Annotated in this window: 19 protein-coding genes and 1 tRNA gene; 14 read left to right on the top strand and 6 right to left on the bottom strand. The window is 67.0% G+C overall.

Annotation, left to right across the window (positions count from 1 at the left end):
* Positions 1-108: 108 nt before the first annotated feature.
* The 4 genes from ribBA (at position 109) to J8I82_RS17425 (ending at position 3,634) form a co-directional block, all read left to right on the top strand.
* Positions 109-1,218 carry a bifunctional 3,4-dihydroxy-2-butanone-4-phosphate synthase/GTP cyclohydrolase II gene (gene ribBA / locus J8I82_RS17440; protein ID WP_209759679.1) on the top strand — a complete coding sequence of 370 codons (1,110 nt, stop codon included), beginning with the start codon at positions 109-111 and terminating at the stop codon, positions 1,216-1,218.
* A gap of 83 nt (positions 1,219-1,301) precedes the next feature.
* Complete coding sequence (gene ribH / locus J8I82_RS17435; protein ID WP_029045447.1) at positions 1,302-1,799, top strand: 6,7-dimethyl-8-ribityllumazine synthase; 498 nt, start codon at positions 1,302-1,304, stop codon at positions 1,797-1,799.
* Entirely contained in the window at positions 1,792-2,331 is a 540-nt protein-coding gene (gene nusB, locus J8I82_RS17430; protein WP_209759677.1) for a transcription antitermination factor NusB, read from the top strand. The genes ribH and nusB overlap by 8 nt, the downstream gene beginning before the upstream one ends.
* Before the next feature lie 121 nt (positions 2,332-2,452).
* Positions 2,453-3,634, top strand: a complete 1,182-nt coding sequence (locus J8I82_RS17425; RefSeq protein ID WP_209759675.1) for a pyridoxal phosphate-dependent aminotransferase — start codon at positions 2,453-2,455, stop codon at positions 3,632-3,634.
* An 85-nt stretch (positions 3,635-3,719) separates the two neighbouring features.
* Here the strand turns inward: J8I82_RS17425 and J8I82_RS17420 are convergent, their stop codons facing one another.
* Positions 3,720-4,790 carry a lytic transglycosylase domain-containing protein gene (locus J8I82_RS17420; RefSeq protein WP_209759673.1) on the bottom strand — a complete coding sequence of 357 codons (1,071 nt, stop codon included), beginning with the start codon at positions 4,788-4,790 and terminating at the stop codon, positions 3,720-3,722.
* A 671-nt stretch (positions 4,791-5,461) separates the two neighbouring features.
* Here J8I82_RS17420 and ubiD point away from each other — a divergent pair.
* Entirely contained in the window at positions 5,462-6,991 is a 1,530-nt protein-coding gene (gene ubiD, locus J8I82_RS17415) for a 4-hydroxy-3-polyprenylbenzoate decarboxylase (protein ID WP_209759671.1), read from the top strand.
* Between the two features lie 121 nt (positions 6,992-7,112).
* The gene (locus tag J8I82_RS17410) at positions 7,113-9,143 is read left to right on the top strand and encodes an acetoacetate--CoA ligase (RefSeq protein WP_209759669.1); all 2,031 of its coding nucleotides are present in this window, start codon (positions 7,113-7,115) and stop codon (positions 9,141-9,143) included.
* 39 nt (positions 9,144-9,182) lie between these two features.
* Here J8I82_RS17410 and J8I82_RS17405 read toward each other — a convergent pair whose 3' ends face one another.
* On the bottom strand, positions 9,183-9,836 hold the full coding sequence (locus J8I82_RS17405; RefSeq protein WP_209759667.1) for a glutathione S-transferase family protein: 654 nt from the start codon (positions 9,834-9,836) through the stop codon (positions 9,183-9,185).
* A gap of 247 nt (positions 9,837-10,083) precedes the next feature.
* On the opposite strand from J8I82_RS17405, the gene J8I82_RS17400 reads away from it, so the two are divergent.
* Entirely contained in the window at positions 10,084-11,298 is a 1,215-nt protein-coding gene (locus J8I82_RS17400) for a polyhydroxyalkanoate depolymerase (protein ID WP_209759665.1), read from the top strand.
* 80 nt (positions 11,299-11,378) lie between these two features.
* Positions 11,379-12,281, top strand: coding sequence for an aldose epimerase family protein (locus tag J8I82_RS17395; RefSeq protein WP_209759663.1), 903 nt, complete (start codon positions 11,379-11,381; stop codon positions 12,279-12,281).
* Positions 12,282-12,303: 22 nt separating this feature from the next.
* On the opposite strand, the gene J8I82_RS17390 is transcribed toward J8I82_RS17395, so the two are convergent.
* Positions 12,304-12,681 carry a DUF5594 family protein gene (locus J8I82_RS17390; protein ID WP_209759661.1) on the bottom strand — a complete coding sequence of 126 codons (378 nt, stop codon included), beginning with the start codon at positions 12,679-12,681 and terminating at the stop codon, positions 12,304-12,306.
* 311 nt (positions 12,682-12,992) lie between these two features.
* On the opposite strand from J8I82_RS17390, the gene J8I82_RS17385 reads away from it, so the two are divergent.
* The 3 genes from J8I82_RS17385 (at position 12,993) to trmB (ending at position 14,530) form a co-directional block, all read left to right on the top strand.
* Positions 12,993-13,409 (top strand): hypothetical protein, encoded by a 417-nt coding sequence (locus J8I82_RS17385; protein ID WP_209759659.1) that lies wholly within the window; start codon positions 12,993-12,995, stop codon positions 13,407-13,409.
* A 182-nt stretch (positions 13,410-13,591) separates the two neighbouring features.
* A tRNA-Gly gene (locus J8I82_RS17380) sits at positions 13,592-13,666 on the top strand.
* Positions 13,667-13,741: 75 nt separating this feature from the next.
* Positions 13,742-14,530, top strand: a complete 789-nt coding sequence (gene trmB / locus J8I82_RS17375; RefSeq protein ID WP_209759657.1) for a tRNA (guanosine(46)-N7)-methyltransferase TrmB — start codon at positions 13,742-13,744, stop codon at positions 14,528-14,530.
* 77 nt (positions 14,531-14,607) lie between these two features.
* On the opposite strand, the gene J8I82_RS17370 is transcribed toward trmB, so the two are convergent.
* The 3 genes from J8I82_RS17370 to J8I82_RS17360 all read right to left on the bottom strand — a co-directional run bounded on the left by J8I82_RS17370 (position 14,608) and on the right by J8I82_RS17360 (position 16,499).
* Positions 14,608-15,489, bottom strand: coding sequence for an undecaprenyl-diphosphate phosphatase (locus J8I82_RS17370; RefSeq protein ID WP_209760023.1), 882 nt, complete (start codon positions 15,487-15,489; stop codon positions 14,608-14,610).
* 90 nt (positions 15,490-15,579) lie between these two features.
* Positions 15,580-16,140 carry a DUF1439 domain-containing protein gene (locus tag J8I82_RS17365; protein ID WP_209759655.1) on the bottom strand — a complete coding sequence of 187 codons (561 nt, stop codon included), beginning with the start codon at positions 16,138-16,140 and terminating at the stop codon, positions 15,580-15,582.
* 62 nt (positions 16,141-16,202) lie between these two features.
* Positions 16,203-16,499 (bottom strand): YkgJ family cysteine cluster protein, encoded by a 297-nt coding sequence (locus J8I82_RS17360; protein WP_209759653.1) that lies wholly within the window; start codon positions 16,497-16,499, stop codon positions 16,203-16,205.
* 265 nt (positions 16,500-16,764) lie between these two features.
* Between J8I82_RS17360 and J8I82_RS17355 the strand changes: the two genes are divergently transcribed.
* From J8I82_RS17355 to J8I82_RS17345, 3 genes are all read left to right on the top strand, one after another.
* Complete coding sequence (locus J8I82_RS17355; RefSeq protein WP_209759651.1) at positions 16,765-17,595, top strand: TetR/AcrR family transcriptional regulator; 831 nt, start codon at positions 16,765-16,767, stop codon at positions 17,593-17,595.
* Positions 17,592-18,704, top strand: a complete 1,113-nt coding sequence (locus J8I82_RS17350) for an efflux RND transporter periplasmic adaptor subunit (protein ID WP_209759649.1) — start codon at positions 17,592-17,594, stop codon at positions 18,702-18,704. The genes J8I82_RS17355 and J8I82_RS17350 overlap by 4 nt, the downstream gene beginning before the upstream one ends.
* A gap of 43 nt (positions 18,705-18,747) precedes the next feature.
* Positions 18,748-19,088: efflux RND transporter permease subunit (locus tag J8I82_RS17345; RefSeq protein WP_209759647.1), on the top strand; the 341-nt coding region annotated here is incomplete at its 3' end.

Genomic DNA, 19,088 nt, shown 5'->3' with positions numbered 1-19,088 from the left:
GCCCGACGCCCCGCCTCAGTCCGGCCGCCTTCCGACGCGGCCACCGTTCCCGTCCGCCTTATTCGCGGCATTTCGCTCGTTTCGCCTCAATTTGCCGTCCAGCACGCCATGACAATCGCCCGTACCGAAGACATCATTGCCGACATCCGTGCCGGCCGCATGGTCATCCTTGTTGACGAGGAAGATCGCGAGAATGAAGGCGACCTGGTGCTGGCTGCCGACTTCGTCACTCCGGAAGCGATCAACTTCATGGCCAAGCACGGCCGCGGCCTGATCTGCCTGACGCTGACCGCCGAGCGCTGCCGCCAGCTGGACCTGCACCCCATGGTCACCCGCAACGGCACCCAGCACGGCACCAACTTCACGGTGTCGATCGAGGCCGCCGAAGGCGTGACCACCGGCATCTCGGCCGCCGACCGTGCCCGCACCGTACAAGCCGCGGTGGCTCGCGATGCCAAGGCGGCCGACCTGGTCCAGCCCGGCCATATCTTCCCGCTGACGGCCCAGCCCGGCGGCGTGCTGATCCGCGCCGGCCATACCGAGGCCGGTTGCGACCTGGGCGCGCTGGCCGGCCTGACGCCCGCCGCCGTGATCTGCGAGATCATGAAGGACGACGGCACCATGGCGCGCCTGCCCGACCTGATCGAGTTCGCCCGGGAGCACGACCTGAAGATCGGCACCATTGCCGACCTGATCCATTACCGCAGCCGCACCGAGAGCATCATCGAGCGTGTCGGCGAACGCGATATGCAGACGCCGTACGGCACCTTCCGCAGCATCGCCTACCGCGACAAGCCGACCGGCCAGGCTCACCTGGCACTGGTGCGCGGGACGCCGGCGCCGGACAAGGAAACGCTGGTGCGCGTGCATGAGCCCTTCTCCGTGCTGGACCTGCTGGAAGTGAAGTCGACAACGCATTCGTGGAGCATCCCCGCGGCGATGCAGGCCATCGACCAGGCCGACAGCGGCGTGATCGTGCTGCTGAACTGCGGCGACACCGTCGAGCAGCTGTTCACGCAGTTCACGGCACTGGACGCGCCGCAGACCCGCCCCCGCCGCAAGCCGGACCTGCGCACCTATGGAATGGGCGCGCAGATCCTCAAGGATGTCGGCGTCGGCAAGATGCGCGTGCTGGCCGCCCGGCAGCGCATGCCCAGCATGACCGGCTTCGACCTGGAAGTGACGGGTTACCAGCCCATGAATGGCCAGGCCGACTAAGCCTTCCCGGACTAAGCTTCCCCCAATACCCCGGCCGCGGCGCCAAGCCGCCGCGGCGGCCCCGAAAACTGGAGAACTGAACAATGGATCACGGCTTCTACCCCAGCAACCTCGACGGTGAAGGCCTGCGTATCGGCATCGTGCAGGCCCGCTTCAACGAGCCGGTCTGCGCCGAACTGCTCGAAGCCTGCGTGGCCGAGCTGGAAAAGCTCGGCGTCGAAGGCGAGGACACCCTGGTGGTGACCGTGCCCGGCGCGCTGGAAGTGCCGCTGGCACTGCAGAAGATGGCCGAGAGCGGCCAGTTCGACGCGCTGGTCGCGCTCGGCGCGGTGGTGCGCGGCGAGACCTACCACTTCGAGCTGGTCTCGAACGAATCCGGCGCCGGCATCACCCGCGTCGGCCTGGATTTCAACGTGCCGGTCGCCAACGGCATCCTGACCGTCGATACTGACGAGCAGGCCCATGCCCGCACCCGCGAAAAGGGCCGCGACTGCGCCCGCGCCGCGGTGGAAATGGCCAACCTGGTCGATGCGCTGGACTCGCTGCGCGGCCAGGAAGACGATGAGGACGATGATGAGTGATACGTCCAACGCCCCCGAGAATGCGGGCGGCAATGACGGCGGCAAGCCCGCCGGCAATAACGCCGGCAACAAGCCCGCGGCCCGCACCGAAGCCAAGGCGCCGCCCAAGAGCGCGCGCCGCCGCTCGCGCGAGCTGGCGCTGCAGGGCCTGTACCAATGGCTGCTGAACCGCAACGACATCGGCGCGATCCAGGCCCACCTGCATGACGCGCAAGGCTTCAACAAGGCCGACCGCGAGCACTTCGACGCGCTGCTCAACGGCGCCGTGCGCGAAGAGGCCCGCCTGACCGCCGCGTTCGAGCCGTTCCTGGACCGCACCGTGGACGAGTTGTCGCCGGTGGAGCGCGCCGCGCTGCTGGTCGGCAGCTACGAGCTGGTGCACTGCATCGACATCCCGTACAAGGTCGTGATCAACGAAGCGGTCGAGCTGACCAAGACCTTCGGCGGCGTCGAAGGCTACAAGTACGTCAACGGCGTGCTGGACAAGCTCGCCGCCCAGGTGCGCGCGGCCGAGGTCGCGGCGCGCCGCTAAGGCGGGCACCGGCTGGTTTCCACGCCGGCCAGGACCTGACGAAACACCCGCCGCGGCGGGTGTTTTCGTTTAAACGTATTTTTTTCTGCTGATCGGGCTCCGCCCGCCTCTCCCTCTCGCCATGGACATGCAACGTCTTGCCACCGCCGCCCGCGTCGCCAACATCAATGCCTTCCACGTGATGGAACTGGCCAAGCAGGCCGCCGAGCTTGAGCGCGCCGGCCGCCATATCGTGCACATGGGCATCGGCGAGCCGGACTTCACCGCCGCCGAGCCAGTGGTGCGCGCGGCCGAGGCGGCGATGCGCCGCGGCGTCACGCAATACACCGGCGCGCTCGGCATCCACCCGCTGCGCGAGGCTATCGCCGGCTATTACAAGACCGCCTACGGCCTGGACATCCCGGCGCGCCGCGTGATCGTCACGGCGGGCGCTTCCGGCGCGCTGCTGCTGGCGTGCGCGGTGCTGGTCGAGATTGGCGCCGAAGTGCTGATGCCCGATCCCAGCTACCCGTGCAACCGCCACTTCGTCGCCGCCTTCGACGGCGCTGCGCGCATGATCCCGAGCGGCCCGGCTGAGCGCTTCCAGCTCACGGCCGCACAGGTCGAGGCCAACTGGAGCGCGCAGACCCGCGGCGTGCTGCTGGCCACGCCCTCCAATCCGACCGGCACCTCGATCCTGCCCGATGAGCTCGGCCGCATCCTGCAGGCGGTGCGCGCTCGCAACGGCTTCGCCATCGTCGACGAGATCTACCAGGGCCTGTCGTACGACGCGGCGCCGGTCTCGGCACTGAGCCTGGACGACAACGTGGTCACGGTGAACAGCTTCTCCAAGTATTTCAACATGACCGGCTGGCGGCTGGGCTGGCTGGTGGTGCCGGACGCGCTGGTCGAGGCCTTCGAAAAGGTCGCCCAGAACCTCTTTATCTGCGCCTCCGCCGTGGCCCAGTACGCGGCGCTCGCCTGCTTCACCCCCGAGGCGCTGGCCATCTACGACGAGCGCAAGGCCGAGTTCCGCCGCCGCCGCGACCTGATCGTGCCGGCGCTGGAGGCACTGGGCCTGCGCGTGCCGGTGCGCCCGGACGGCGCCTTCTACGTCTATGCCGACTGCCGCGGCGTCAACCACCCGGCCGCCGGCGACGCCGACCGGCTGACGCAGGCGATGCTGCAAGATGCGGGTGTGGTGATGGTGCCGGGGCAGGATTTCGGGCCGCATACCGCCAGCGACTACATCCGCATCTCGTATGCGACCTCGCGCGAGAACATCGAGGAAGCGATGACCCGGCTGGCGAGGCTGTTCCGCTGAGTCGCCAGCAGGCACCCAAGGGCGCCTGGCACACAAGAAAAAGCACCCCGCGGGGTGCTTTTTCATTCAGGGCCAGTCGCAAGCCTCAGGCGTTGTTCGAGCCGTTGCTGGCTTCCAGCTTCTCGGTCGGCGCGGCATGCTCGGCCGGAGCCTTGCCGTTGTCGCCCGCCTTGCCGTTGTCGGCCGGCGCCGCGCGCACGCCGATCAGCTGGCGCAGGCGGGCACGCTCGGCCAGCACCTTGGCGCCGTAGCCGCCATCGGTCGCCGTGGTGGCGCCGACGTAGTACTTCAGGCCGCCCTCGATCGAGCCGGCGCGGGCGATGCAGTCCTTCAGCACCAGCGCACCGATCTTGATATTGGCGTACGGGTTCAGCGCCGCGGCGACGCCGCCCACAGCCTCGTACTTGTCCTGGTGGACCTTGGTCATGACCTGCATCAGGCCCTGCGCGCCCACGCCGCTCTCGGCGTAAGGGTTGAAACTGGACTCGATCGCAATCACGCCCAGGATCAGCAGCGGGTCGATGCCGACCTCGCGGCCGGTCAGGTAGGCTGCCTTGACCAGTTGCGCGGTGGCCTGTGCCGCCACGCGGTACTTGCGGGCGATGTAGCCGGCCACGGCCGCCTGCTCGCGCGCGGTGCCGAGCGTGGCGGTATTGCGGGCGTCCGCCGCCACGCGCGTGACCGGGATCCGCTCGGCCAGGTGCGCGACTGACGGCACCTTGGCATTCGCCGCAAGGCCATACTCGTCCACGCCCGAAACCGTCGGCAGGCCGCCCTTGCCGCGTACCAGGCGAGCAGCCGCGGCGTCGGCCGACAGGGCCGGCACGGCTGCGCTGGCCACGGCCGGCGTGGCTTCCGCCGTCGGCATGGCGGCGGCGACCAGCACCGCCGGTGCTTCGTCGCCGGCCAGCAGTGCCGCCAGCGTGGTGCGCCATTCCTGGCTCAGCCACAGCGACACCGCCGAGACGACCGCTACCACGCCAAGGCTGTTCAGCGCGTACTTCAGCGTTGCGCGGCCACCGCGCAAGGCGCGGCCCGCGACCGGATGCGCGAGACGGACTTGCAATGCCCGACTCACTCCGGGTACCGGCTGCCGGAGGCGAACCTGCAAGGCGCGTCCGATGCCGGGAAGATGAAGGGTTTTCCAACCGCTCATGCTTACCTCCATCCGTTGCCCGCTTCGCATGCCAGACTGCGGCATACGCCCGATCTCAACGTACTCAAGTAAGGATGCCGCGCCGTCTAGCAGTGACAGCCAAGCATCTGTTGGCAGGCGCTCCCCATGCGCCCAACTGGAAACAGGGTCGACTCTGGGGGAGCCCACCCTGCCACGACTAATCTCGACAAACGCAAAACGCTCCGGCTCCCTGCCGGAGGCAACCGCCTCGGCCCGCTATTGCATCGGGCCGGTAACCTCGGTCTGTTCGATCTGACTGGAGCGAATCGTGCGATCCCCCCGCACTTTTTCTATGTGCACCCCTTGACACAAGGGTGAAATCTATGTTGCGACGCAACACTCCATCAGCAAGACCGGATTGTAGGAACGGTGTTATACCTCGTCAAGAATAAGAATAACGATTCACACTACTTTTGGTTATTTGTAACAAGCCTTATCTTGTCGTGCCCGCATCACTCGCGGACCCGCAAACGTAGTCCTGGCCTAGCCTTTCCGACTTTGACGCCTCGCTTGCGACGACAAAAAACTTACAATTTCCCCCACCCCGATTTGCTGATTTTTTTGCCGGGGCGCCGGTGTATGTGTATCGTCACCGACTTGGATGCCGCCTTGCGCCGGCCGCACACGGCCCGCGCCAAACCGAATTCACTATGCAATACAAAGACTTGCGCGACTTTATCGACCAACTCGAGCAGATGGGCGAACTTCGCCGCGTCTCCCGTCCGGTTTCGCCCGACCTGGAAATGACAGAGGTCTGCGACCGGCTGCTGCGTGCCGGCGGCCCCGCCGTACTCTTCGAGCGGCCCGCCGGCGCTGGGGCCGGTGACGGTATCTATAGCGTCCCGGTACTCGCCAATCTGTTCGGTACGACACACAGGGTGGCGCTCGGCATGGGCGCCGAATCGATGGAAGACCTGCGCGACATCGGCCGCGTCCTGTCAGCCCTGAAGGAACCTGAGCCGCCGCGCGGGCTGCGCGAAGCCGGCAAGCTGTTTACGCTCGCCAAATCTGTGTGGGATATGGCACCAAAGCGCGTCAGCAGCCCGGCTTGCCAGGAGGTGGTCTGGGAGGGCAATGACGTCGACCTGGCGCGCCTGCCGATCCAGACCTGCTGGCCCGGCGACGCCGCGCCGCTGATCACCTGGGGCCTGGTTGTCACCAAGGGCCCGCACAAGAAGCGCCAGAACCTGGGCATCTACCGCCAGCAGGTGATCGGCCGCAACCAGGTCATCATGCGCTGGCTGGCGCACCGCGGCGGCGCGCTCGACTTCCGCGAGCATGCGCTGGCCAACCCCGGCAAGCCGTTCCCGATCGCGGTGGCGCTGGGCGCCGACCCGGCCACCATCCTGGGCGCGGTGACGCCGGTGCCCGATACGCTGTCCGAGTACCAGTTCGCCGGCCTGCTGCGCGGCAGCCGCACCGCGCTGGCCGGCTGCGTGACGCCGACCCTGTCCGAACTGAGCGTGCCCGCATCGGCCGAGATCGTGCTGGAAGGCCATATCCAGCCGGACCCGAACCACCCGTCCGGCTACCAGCATGCGCTGGAAGGCCCGTTCGGCGACCACACCGGCTACTACAACGAGCAGGACTGGTTCCCGGTGTTCACTATTGACCGCATCACCATGCGGCGCGACCCGATCTACCACTCCACTTACACCGGGAAGCCGCCCGACGAGCCTGCCGTGCTGGGGGTGGCGCTGAACGAGGTGTTCGTGCCGCTGCTGCAGAAGCAGTTCCCGGAAATCACCGACTTCTACCTGCCGCCGGAAGGCTGCAGCTACCGCATGGCACTGGTGCGGATGAAAAAGCAGTACGCCGGCCATGCCAAGCGCGTGATGTTCGGGGTATGGAGCTTCCTGCGCCAGTTCATGTACACGAAGTTCATCGTCGTGGTCGACGACGATGTCGACGTGCGCGACTGGAAGGAAGTGATCTGGGCCATCACCACGCGCGTCGACCCCAGCCGCGACACGGTGCTGGTCGACAACACGCCGATCGACTACCTCGACTTCGCCTCGCCGGTGTCGGGCCTGGGTTCCAAGATGGGCATCGACGCCACCGACAAGTGGCCCGGCGAGACCACGCGCGAATGGGGTACGCCGATCTCCATGGACGCGGCGGTCAAGGCCAGGGTCGACACCATGTGGGAAAGCCTGTTCGACCGGCCGGCGGGCACCTGACCGGCAACCGTCTCCATCCCCGGCTATGATGTCACGCTGATGCCTGGGTGCCGCCCCAGGCGCCCGGGATTCCCATCGCCCATCATCCGATACCCGCGACAGACGGGCCCAAGGAGGAGACATGAGCAGCACTGCCCCATTGACCGAAGGGAACCTGATGTGGACGCCGTCCGAGGCGTTCCGCGACAGCAGCCAGATCGCCGCCTTCATGCGCTGGCTGCGCGCCGAGCGCGGCCTCGCCTTTGATGGCTACGACGGCCTGTGGCAATGGTCGGTTACCGAGCTGGAAGCCTTCTGGGACGCAGTGCGCGCCTACTTCGACGTCCGTTTCGACACGCCCGCGGCGCAGGTGCTGGACCGGCGCACCATGCCGGACGCGCGCTGGTTCGAGGGCGCCACGCTGAACTATGCGCAGCAGGTGTTCCGTCACGCCGGCACGGGCGCGGCGCGCGAGCGCACCGCCATCCGTTACGCGGGCGAGGCGCAGCCGCTGGCTGAACTCAGCTGGGCCACGCTCGAAGCGCAGGTCGCCTCGCTGGCGTATGCGCTGCGCCAGATGGGCGTGCAGCGCGGCGACCGTGTCGCCGGCTACCTGCCCAATATCCCCGCCACCATCGTCGCCTTCCTGGCCACCGCCAGCCTGGGTGCGGTCTGGTCCGGCTGCGCGCCCGACATGGGCCAGGTGGCGGTGATCGACCGCTTCCGCCAGATCGAGCCGAAGGTGCTGATCGCTGTCGACGGCTACCGCTACGGCGGCAAGGCCTACGACCGCGCGCCGGTGCTGGCGGACCTGGTATCCGCCCTGCCCTCGCTGACCGACCTCGTGCTGGTGCCGCAAGTCGGCGCCAGCGTTCCGGCGCTTTCCGGCGTACGCACCCAGGCATGGCCTGACGTGCTCGCGCACGACGTGCCGCTGGCAATCGAGCCGGTGCCATTCGACCATCCGCTGTGGATCGTCTATTCGTCCGGCACCACCGGCATGCCCAAGCCGATCGTGCATGGCCACGGCGGCATCGTCATCGAGCAGCTCAAGCTGATGGCGTTTCACAACAACCTCGGTGCGGATGACGTCTTCCACTGGTACAGCAGCAGCGGCTGGATCATGTGGAACGCGCAGGTTGCCGGCCTGCTCCTCGGCACCACCATCGCAATCTATGACGGCAACCCGGCCTGGCCCGATGCCGGCGTGCTGTGGCGCTTTGTCGACGATGCCGGCGTGACGATGTTCGGGGCCGGCGCGGCGTTCTTCACCAACTGCATGAAGGCGGGCATCGAGCCGGCGCGCATCGCTGACCTGTCGCGGCTGCGCGGCCTGGGCTCGACCGGCTCGCCGCTGCCGGTCGAGGCCTACGACTGGATCTACCGCCATGTGCGCGACGACATCTGGCTGGTGCCCATGTCGGGCGGCACCGACTTTGCCGGCTCGTTCGTGGCGGGCTGCCCGCTGCTGCCGGTCTATTCGGGCGAGATGCAGTGCCGCTGCCTGGGCGCCAAGGTGCAGGCGTTCGACGACAACGGGCAGGCGCTGATCGACCAGGTCGGCGAGCTGGTCTGCACCGAGCCGATGCCGTCGATGCCGCTCTTCCTGTGGGGTGATGCCGACGGCAAGCGCTACCGCGACAGCTATTTCGACACCTATCCCGGCGCCTGGCGGCATGGCGACTGGATCAGGATCACACCGCGCGGCGGCGCGGTGATCTACGGGCGTTCGGACGCCACCATCAACCGCCACGGCATCCGCATGGGCACCAGCGAGCTGTACCGCGTGGTGGAAGACCTGCCGGAAGTGCTCGACAGCATGGTGGTCGATCTGGAATACCTGGGCCGCGAATCCTATATGCCGCTGTTTGTGGTGCTGCGCGAAGGGCTTGTGCTCGACGAAGCCCTGCGCGACACCCTGCGCACGCGCATCCGCGAGGCGCTGTCATCGCGCCACGTACCCAACGAGATCGTGCAGGTGCCGGGCGTGCCGCGCACGCTGTCGGGCAAGAAGATGGAAGTGCCGATCAAGAAGCTGCTGCTCGGCCACGCGCCGGCCAGCATCGCCAACCGCGATGCCATGGCCAACCCCGATACGCTCGACTGGTACTTCGACTACGCCGCGCGTTTCCTGCAGGCGCGGCAGGCCGAGTCGGCCACGGCATCTGCCTGACAGGCAGCGGCAGGCAGCGGCAGGCAGCGGCGGCGGCCGCTAGAATTCGACGTCCAGTTCGCTGATCTCGTCGGGTTCGGCGCGCGCCGCCGCGATCCACTCCTGCAGTTCCGGCAACGCCAGGATCTGCTTGCAGTAGGAAACCGGCTCCGGGTCGAGCATCACGCCGTAGGTGACAAAGCGCGTCACCACCGGCGCGTACATGGCGTCGGCCATGGTGCGCGAGCCAAACAGGAAGGGTCCGCCGTAGCGCGTCAGGCACTCGGTCCAGATTGCCGTGATGCGGTCGATGTCCGCCTGCGCGCGCGACCACACCTTCATTCCCGGGAAATTCCCCTTCAGGTTCATCGGCAGCGCCGAGCGCATCGCTGCAAACCCGGAGTGCATCTCGCCGCAGATGGCGCGGCAGTGCGCGCGCGCGGCGCGGTCCTCGGGCAGCAGGCCGGCCTTGGGACGGATCTCGTTCAGGTATTCGGCGATGGCGAGCGTGTCCCATACCGTCACGCCCTGATGGCGCAGGCAGGGCACCAGGATCGACGGCGACAGCAACAGGATTTCGGCGCGGGCGGCAGCGTCGTCGGGCGGGACCAGCACTTCCTCGAACTCCAGACCGGCAAATCGCGCCAGCAGCCAGCCGCGCAGCGACCACGACGAATAGGTCTTGCTGCTGATGGTGAGTGTGGTCTTGCTCATCACGCCTCCTTAGCGGCGCACTTGGACGGTGCACCGTGCGGCACCATGCGGCACCATGCGGCACCAGTCTGATGCCTGCGCCCCGGCACACATCACGAGACGATGCCACGCCGGTGCGGCGGGCGCAGCTTGCACAACTTTGGGCCTGCATCGCTACCTTGCGCGTGGCACCGCGCAAAGCGCATGCCAGGCGCGCGCAAATGGCATATATATTGCGGCAGGGGGACACCAGAACGGGAGCCCAGCCATGCTGTATTACGCGTACCAGGCCTACGCGGACATCATACTGCCGGCATGCACGCTGGCGGAACTGGCCGCGGCAACGCTGGCCGCCCATCCCAGGGCGAGCGGCTTCGATACCATACGCACGCTGCGCGCCGCGTGCGAGATCGTCGCGCTCGGGCGCCTGACGCACCATCGGCCCGACTTCGGCATCGACAGCGCGATGGTCGCCGGCCAGCCGGTGCCGGTCACCGAGGAAGTGGTGCTGCGCACGCCGTTCTGCTCGCTGCTGCACTTCCGCCGCCAGGGCATCGGCGGCCAGCCGCGCGTGCTGCTGGTCGCGCCGATGTCCGGCCACTTTGCCACCTTGTTGCGCGGCACTGTGCAGACCATGCTGGCCGACCACGACGTCTATATCACCGACTGGCACAATCCGCGCGATATCCCGCTGGTGGCCGGACGCTTCGGCTTCGATGAATTCGTGCACCACCTGATCCACTTCCTGCAGGCGCTCGGCGGCGGCACGCACGTCGTGGCGGTGTGCCAGCCTACCGTGGCCGCCCTGGCGGCGGCGGCCATCATGGCCGAGGACGGCGATCCCGCCCAGCCGCCCAGCCTGACCCTGATGGCCGGCCCGATCGACGCGCGCGTCAACCCGACCAGGGTCAACGAACTCGCGACAAGCCAGCCGATCGACTGGTTCGAGCGCACGCTGATCGGCATGGTGCCGCTGCGCTTCGCCGGCGGCATGCGGCGCGTTTACCCTGGCCATGTGCAGTTGCTGGCATTCATGAGCATGAACCTGGAGCGCCATGAGCAGGCATTGCGCGAGCTCTACGCGTATCGCGAGCGCGGCGAGCACGACAAGGCCGACGCCATCCGCGACTTCTATATCGAATACTTCGCCACCATGGACCTGACGGCAGAGTTCTACCTGGAAACCGTCAGCCTGGTATTCCAGCGTTTCCTGCTGGCGCAGGGGCTGCTCGACGTTGCCGGACGCCGCGTGTGCACGCGCGCCATCCGCCGCACCGCGCTGCTCACGGTCGAGGGCGAGCGCGACGACATCTGCGCCATCGGCCAGACCATGGCCGCGCAGGACCTCTGCCCGAGCCTGCCGCCTTATATGCGCATGCATCACGTGCAGACCGGGGTCGGCCATTATGGCGTGTTCAACGGCAAGCGCTGGGAGGCGCAGGTGTACCCGCTGGTGCGCAACACCATCTACACGAGCAACTGAGCCTTCGGCCTGCCCACGGCCTGGCATCGCGCTGGCTTATCATGGCGGCTGCTCGCGCCGGCGTGGCGCCCAGGACCAACATGCCATTGCTTCCGACTCAAGACTTTCAGGGCCAGTCGCTGGTCCGGATCGGCGACGCCGACGACTTCCTGCTGCTCGCCCCGCAATATGGCGGGCGCCTGGTGCGCTGGGTGCACCGCGGCGACGACATTCTCTACTGGCCCGACAACGCAGACTGGAGCCGTCCGGCCAAGGTGCGCGGGGGCAATCCGCTGCTGTTCCCGTTTATCGGCCGGCACTTCGTGGATGGCGCCGCCGGGCAGTGGCGCGACCGGCAAGGCGCCGTGCACACGCTGGCCCAGCATGGCTTTGCGCGCGACCTGCCATTCGAGGTCGGAGCCATCGATGCAGCCGGTTCGATCACCATGACGCTGCGCGACAGCGCCCAGACGCGGCCGGGCTTCCCCTATGACTTCGTGTTCGACGTGGTGTACGCGCTGCTGCCCGACGGGATGGAGGTGACGCTGCGCACCACCAACACCGGGAACCAGCCGCTGCCCTGCTATCCCGGCCACCACTTCTACTTTGCGCTGCCGCAGGCGCAGCGTGCCGCGTCGACGCTGGCCTTACCACCGGCCGATCGCGTGCGCCAGTTGCCCGACGGCGCGCCGGGCCCGGCCGAAGCGGGCGAGCCCGCCTACCGGCTCGACGATCCGCACCTGCAGGACACCTACCACGTCTTCCGCGGCGCTGCCGGCGCCATGCTGTCGATGCCGGCGCGCACCGTCGCCTTCGAACTCGAAGTTGCCGACAGCGTGCGCTGGCACGCGGTTACCACTTGGTCGGAAAGCGAACAGTCTGATTTCTATTGCGTGGAACCGTGGGTGGGACTGCCCGACGCGGTCCACCACGGGCAGGGACTGCGCTGGCTGGCACCGGGCGAGTCGGAAAGCGCCGTGTGCCGCCTGCGCGTGTCTGGCTGAGCCGGAACGCCCGGGCGGCGGCTCAGTGCTCGAAATCCAGCCCGCCGATCAGGATGGCCGGATCCGTCTGCGACAGCGAGCCAAAATCGATGCCACGCGGCTCCTGCCACGCGCGCAGCTTGCCCGGCAGCGCCGCCAGATAACCGGCAAAGCGCGCCTCACCACCGGCGGCAAACAGACGCTGCACCTCCAGCCCGTCCCACGCCAGTGTGACATCGAGCGGATGCGCATGGCGCCGCAATTCCGCCGGCCCGTCCCCCGTCATGCGCAGGCGCGGCGGGCGGTTCGGGGCCTCGGCGGGCAAGGCATGCAGCTGCACGCGCCGGTGCTGCCTGCCGATGGCATCCACGATGCGGGGCAGGCATTCCGCTTCAAAGCGGGCGTAGAAGTCCGTGGTCAAGGTGGGGGCGTCCTGACGTTGCGAGTCGTAGGCGCCGGTGGCCTTACGGGGGCTCGCCGGCGGTGCCAGCCACTATACGCCGCCGCGCACCGCAGCGGACGAAGCTTAGCCCCGGCGACAACGCCCAGCGCCATTCTCCGGACGTATAGTCGCCATGCCCGCCTTGCACTTCGGTCTCCGATTGATTTGCCTTTGCGGTATGCTGCTCATTTCGGCATTAGCGCCCTGGCTTTCCTTGTGCTCCAAATGTGAGACTTGGGCGCCGCACGGCAGTGCGTCTTGTAGGCGGCGCGAGGGTTTCAAGAATGCCGATGAACCGTCGCATGGAAGGGGAGACCGACAGGATGGCTGTCATCGCCATGGTGGGAACCGTTTTTTACTTTTGGAGGTTTGCAAGCCGGCGGGCGGCAATTCTGTTGGTAGCGTTCCTCGCCATAGGCTTCGTAGCGTTCTGGACCAACGGTAACGGCAGGCAGTGCGACGGCAAGACTTGGTTCTGTGACCTCGTTCCAGACAGCGCCAAGGTAGTAGTTGCTGCACCCCAAGAGCCTGAGCCATGTCCCGTGGAAGAGCCGATTACCACCCGAGTATTCCAGAGCGACGCGGCCGACGCTGAATTCCACCGCCTGATTCAGAACGGCGTTTGCCAGCAGATTGCAATAGACCGGGTCGCAAAAGGCTGGAAGGCACCATACGATCCAGAATACGAGTCATTGCTTCGCAAGTGACTTATATAAGGCCGGTCCGTCCGGCGACGGGCAAATGCGATGAGAGAGCACAGGCATACCTCAAGGCAGAGGCTGAACTCTGCCTCAATGACCAGTATCAGTACGTAGCCTCCAATCTTGCCAATACGTCCGGCATGGACCGGCCGCGGAATCATGCTAGAATCCGCTCCCAGTTAGCCAAGGCGGGCGTCGTATAATGGCTATTACCTTAGCTTCCCAAGCTAAAGACGTGGGTTCGATTCCCATCGCCCGCTCCACCTCAAGTCGAGACAAGCCGCCTTTGCCACCGTTGACACTGTTACGGTGATCTGCCCGGCGGCTTTTTTGTTGCCATGCTTCCCCAAGACCTCAGCACCGGACCGACGCCGGCTGATGACGCCACGCCGGTCGATAACGCCCAGCAGCCGTCCGCCCCTTCCCCTGCCGATCCCGAAGGCGTCGCGCATCCGCGCCGCATCCGCTCATTCGTGCGCCGTGCCGGGCGGACGTCGACCGGTCAGCAGCGCGCTATCGACGAAGTCGGCCCGCGCATGCTGGTGCCGTACGCGCCGCAGCCGCTGGACTGGGAAGCCACATTTGGCCGCCAGGCGCCGTCGATCCTGGAGATCGGCTTCGGCATGGGCGAGACCACCGCGCATATCGCTGGCTTGCGGCCGCAGGACAACTTCCTGGGCTGCGAGGTGCATGAGCCTGGCGTTGGCGCCCTGCTCAAGCTGATCGACGAGCGCGGCCTGGACAATGTCCGCATCCTGCAGCACGACGCGGTCGAGGTCGTCGCCCATATGCTGACCGACGACAGCCTGGACGGCGTGCATATCTATTTCCCGGATCCGTGGCACAAGAAGCGCCATAACAAGCGCCGGCTGGTGCAACCGCCGCTGGTCAAGCTGCTGGCGGCGCGGCTGAAGCCGGGTGGCTATATCCATTGCGCGACCGACTGGGAAGAGTACGCGCACCAGATGGTCGAAGTGCTGGCGGGCGAGCCGTTGCTCGAAAACACCTCCAGCGCGCCGGGCGGCTTTGCCGAGCGGCCGGACTACCGGCCGGTGACCAAGTTCGAGCGGCGCGGCGTGCGGCTCGGGCATGGCGTGTGGGACGTGGTGTTCCGCAAGCCTGCCTGAACGCGGTCGCAGGGCACAAACAAACAAAAAAGCGTGGCAAGTGCCACGCTTTTTTGTTGTCCGGATGTTCTCCCCGCTTATGCGTGCCAGGACACCAGGCCGGAGTAAGCCGTGAACAACACCACGATGCCGAACGCAATGCGATACCACGCAAACGGCTTGAAATCGTGCGTGGCAACAAAACGCAGCAGCCAGCGCACGCACAGGAACGCGGACAGGAAGGCAAAGACAAAGCCGACCGCGAAGATGCCGAGGTCGTCGGCATTCAGCAGCGCGCGCGCCTTGTACAGTTCATAGACGGTCGCACCGAAGATCACCGGGATCGCCAGGAAGAACGAGAACTCGGTCGCCACCTTGCGCGACAGCCCGAACAGCATGCCGCCGATAATGGTGGCGCCCGAGCGCGAGGTGCCAGGCACCAGCGCAAAGCACTGCGCCAGGCCCACCTTGAGGGCATCGCCCCAGTTCAGGTCGTCGACCGATTCGATGCGCGGCGCGCCCGCCTTGGCCGCTTCCAGCAGCGCATTGCCCTGTGGATGCGAGACCGTGCCGCGGCGCGCGTCACGCCATTCGGCCAGCAGGATCACCACGCCGCCGACAATAAAGGCCAGCGCCACCGAGATCGGGTTGAACAAGTGGGCCTTGATCCATTTGCCGAAGATAAAGGCCAGGATGATCGCCGGCGCGGAGGCGATCACGACATTGATGGCAAAGCGCTGCGCCTTCGGCTCCGAACCCAGGCCGCGCACCACGCTGCCGATGCGTGCGCGGAATTCCCAGCAGACCGCCAGGATGGCGCCGAACTGGATCACGATCTCGAAGATCTTGCCCTTCTCGTCGTTGAAGTCGAGCAGTTGGCCCGCCAGGATCAGGTGGCCGGTACTCGAGATGGGAAGGAACTCGGTCAGTCCTTCGACAATGCCGAGGATCACGGCTTTCAGGGCAAGTGCGATGTCCATGCGGAATGGAGAAACGTTGTCATCGGCGTTGCCCGGCATGCGCCGGACCGCCTGGATTGTTGTTCGAGCGCCCGGATACCCGAAGGCAGATCAGGGACGGTTGACCTTGACGTTGATGCCGTCAGGCAAAACAGTGATTGTACCGGGCTCGACTTGCGTGCCGGCAACCCGCAACTGGTCTTCGCGGAAGGTATAGAGCGGATAGCCCTGCAGCAGCTGCTCGGCCAGGATGCCGCCCAGCGCGTTGAACTGACGCGAAAACTGTGCAGGCATGCCCTGCACGTCGAAGCGCTGCACCTCGGGGTCCTGCAGCACCACCGAGCGCGTGAGCGCGTCGTAGCGCAGCCCGCTGTCCAGCGCGAAGCGCCCCGTCAGCGCCTGGCGGAAGAACAGCTTGTTGTCGATGACGGCATCGAACTGTACGTTGACGCGGTTGCGCACCGAGTCCAGCGTCAGCTGCGGATTGGTGAGCTGGATATCGAACAGCTCCATATAGCGCTTGTTGAACGGGAACTTGCGCTCCAGCGCAGCCTGCAGCTGGCTTTGCGAGAACGTGTACTCGTTGCGGAACGCGCCGCAGGCGGCGAGGCCGGCGGCCAGCGCGGCCGCGCCAGCGACGGCCAGCCAGCGCCGTCGGGAAGTCCGGATCATGTTGCCTCCGATTTCAGGAGTTGAGGGCGGGCGTACCGGCATGGTGGCCGGCGTCACCCGCGCTAGCCGGGCCGGACAGGCGTGGCCTGCGGCGCGGTCAGGATTTCGAGTCGGGTCAGCCAGTGCAGCGCGGCTTCGCGCGAGTCGCCGCACATTTCCGCCGAAGGCTTCAGGCCGGCGCAGAACGCCGGCCGGTCAGGGCGGCCGAACACCGCGCAACGCATGTCGGGCAGCAGCTGCGCGCACGGCACGCCCGCTGGCTTGCCGTCAGGCATGCCCGGCAGGGCCGAGGCGATCGACGGGGCAATGCAACAGGCGCCGCAGCCAGCGCGGCAGGAAAGGTGTGACCGGCAACTCATCGCAATGGTTCAAGGGTGCGGCGGCGTGCCCAGGCAAGCCAGGCGGCTGACATCAAGGCGCCATTGTGCCCCAAGGGCCGCCATCGGCCTGTAAGAAAAGGAAAGCGCCGCGTGCGCGGTCGGTGCGCCATATGCGCCACTGGCATCACATGTCTCGGATTCGCCTCGGTGTGTACCCTAGCCCGCCCCGGCCGCGCTTGACCCTCATGGGGTGCTACCCTACATTACTGACCCACAAGTTATTAACATTCCGCCCCGCCCCACCGTGCCCCGCAGTCCTCGCAAGACCTTCGTGAAAACTCCCGCCGATCCGCACAAGGACGCCGATGTACCGCGCTGGAGCCGGCGCAAGGCCGCGCGCCCGCAGGAACTGGTGGCGGCGGCGCTCGACCTGTTCGTGGAGCGCGGCTACGCGGCCACGCGCCTGGAAGACGTGGCGGCGGCCGCGGGTGTGTCCAAGGGCACGGTCTACCTGTACTTTGCCAACAAGGAAGAGCTGTTCAAGTCCGTGGTGCGCGCAAACCTGGTCCCGGCCCTGTCGCGCGGCACCGAGCTGGTCGACCGCTACGAGGGCAGCACGCCGGAACTGCTTCGCGAACTGCTGCGCGGCTGGTGGGGCCTGATCGGCGCCACGCCGGTGGCGGGGCTGACCAAGCTGATCATGGCCGAGTCGGCCAACTTTCCGGACATCGCCCGTTTCTATAACGAAGAGGTGGTGGTGCCGGGCGACGAGCTGTTCGCCAGGGTGCTGGCGCGCGGCGCGGCGCGCGGCGAATTCCGCCCGATGCCGGCCAACCCCACCACCACGCTGATTTGCGCCCCGCTGATGTTCCTGATGCTGTGGCAGCGGTCACTGCGTGCCACCTCTGGAAAAGACCTCGACCCCGAGATCTTCCTTGACCAACTGCTCGACACACTGCTGTTCGGCCTGACCACTGGCGAGGCGCGCGAGCGCCCGCTGCCCCCGCAGCAAGGCCCCTACATATGGGAGCGCATCCGCGACGAGATGCTGGCGCAACGCGCCGAGGATGCGGATAGCAGCGCGGACGGCGATGCCGCCAACGACCCGGGCGCGCGTCCGGCGGAACCAATATGAAACGAAAGACCCTGCTGATCGCCATGGCCTGCGCCCTCGTGGTGCTGAGCGCCGTGGCCGCCGTGCGCAAGGCCGGCAGCGCGCGCCAGCCGCAGCCGCCCGCACAGGCCGCAGCGAACGTGGTGGAATTCCTGCAGACCGATCTCATCAACGTGGGCCGGCAGGACCTGCAGGTGTCGCTGCCGCTGTCGGGCAGCCTGCGCGCGCTGAACCAGGCGTCGGTCAAGGCCAAGGTCTCGGGCGAGGTACAGCAGGTGCTGGTGCGCGAAGGCGAACCGGTGCGCGCCGGCCAGGTGATCGCGCGCATCGACCCGACCGAATACGAGGCCAGGTTGGCGCAGGCCCGCGGGCAGATGCTGGCGATGCAGGGCCAGTTCCAGAATTCGCGCCAGACCTGGGAGCGCAACCGCGAGCTGGTCGGCAAGGGCTTTATCTCGAAGACCGCGTTCGACAAATTCCAGTCCGACCTCGACGTGGCCCGCGCCAATCTCGATGCCGCCCAGGGCGGCCTGGCGGTGGCGCAGAAGGCGCTGGCCGACACCGTGGTCAAAGCCCCGCTCGACGGCATGGTCGCCGCGCGCGCGGTGCAGCCGGGCGAGAAGGTGTCGCCCGATACGCGCCTGGTCGACGTGGTCGACCTGCGCGTGCTGGAACTGGAGGCGCCGGTGCCCATGGCCGACGTGGCGCGCGCCAGCGTCGGCCAGGCGGTCGAGCTCGACGTGGAAGGCCCCGGGCGCTTTACCGGCAAGCTGGTGCGGATCAACCCGGCCGTCATGCAGGGCACGCGCAGCATCATGGTCTATGTCCGCGTGGAGAACCGCGACACCAGGCTGCGCGCCGGCATGTTCGCGCGCGGCGCACTGGTGCTGGGCCAGCGCTCCGGCGTGGTGGCCGTGCCCGCTTCGGCAGTACGCATGGAAGGCGAGCGTGCCTTCGTCTACGCCATCGACAAGGACGTGCTGGCCGAGCGCCCGGTGCAGCTGGGCGTGCGCGATGAAGGCAGCGGGCTGGTGGAGATCGTCTCCGGCCTCGACGCCGGCACCGAGATCGTGCGCAGCAACCTCGGCACGCTGCGCAGCGGCAGCCAGGTGCGGCGCGTGAAGGCCTGACGACGTAAAGGCCTGACGTTTAGCGACGAAACGGAACGCGCCCATGTGGTTCACTCGCCTGTCCATTCGCAACCCCGTGCTGGCCACCATGATGATGATGGCCTTCATCGTGGTCGGGCTGTTCTCTTACCAGCGCCTGCCGGTCGATCAGTTTCCCGACATCACCTTCCCGGTGGTCGTGGTGCAGACCGAATACCCGGGCGCCGCGCCGGAATCGGTCGAATCCGACGTCACGCGCAAGGTCGAGGAGATCGTCAACACCATCTCCGGCATCGACGAGATTTTCTCGCACTCGTACCAGGGCACCTCGGTCGTCGTCATCAAGTTCGACTTGAGCGTCGATGTCGGCCAGGCCGCGCAGGACGTGCGCGACAAGATCGCGCT

Source organism: Cupriavidus consociatus, from assembly GCF_017814975.1.
GTDB classification, from domain to species: domain Bacteria; phylum Pseudomonadota; class Gammaproteobacteria; order Burkholderiales; family Burkholderiaceae; genus Cupriavidus; species Cupriavidus consociatus.
Note: the sequence above shows the minus strand (reverse complement) of the source record. Positions and strands in the feature narration are given on the sequence as shown.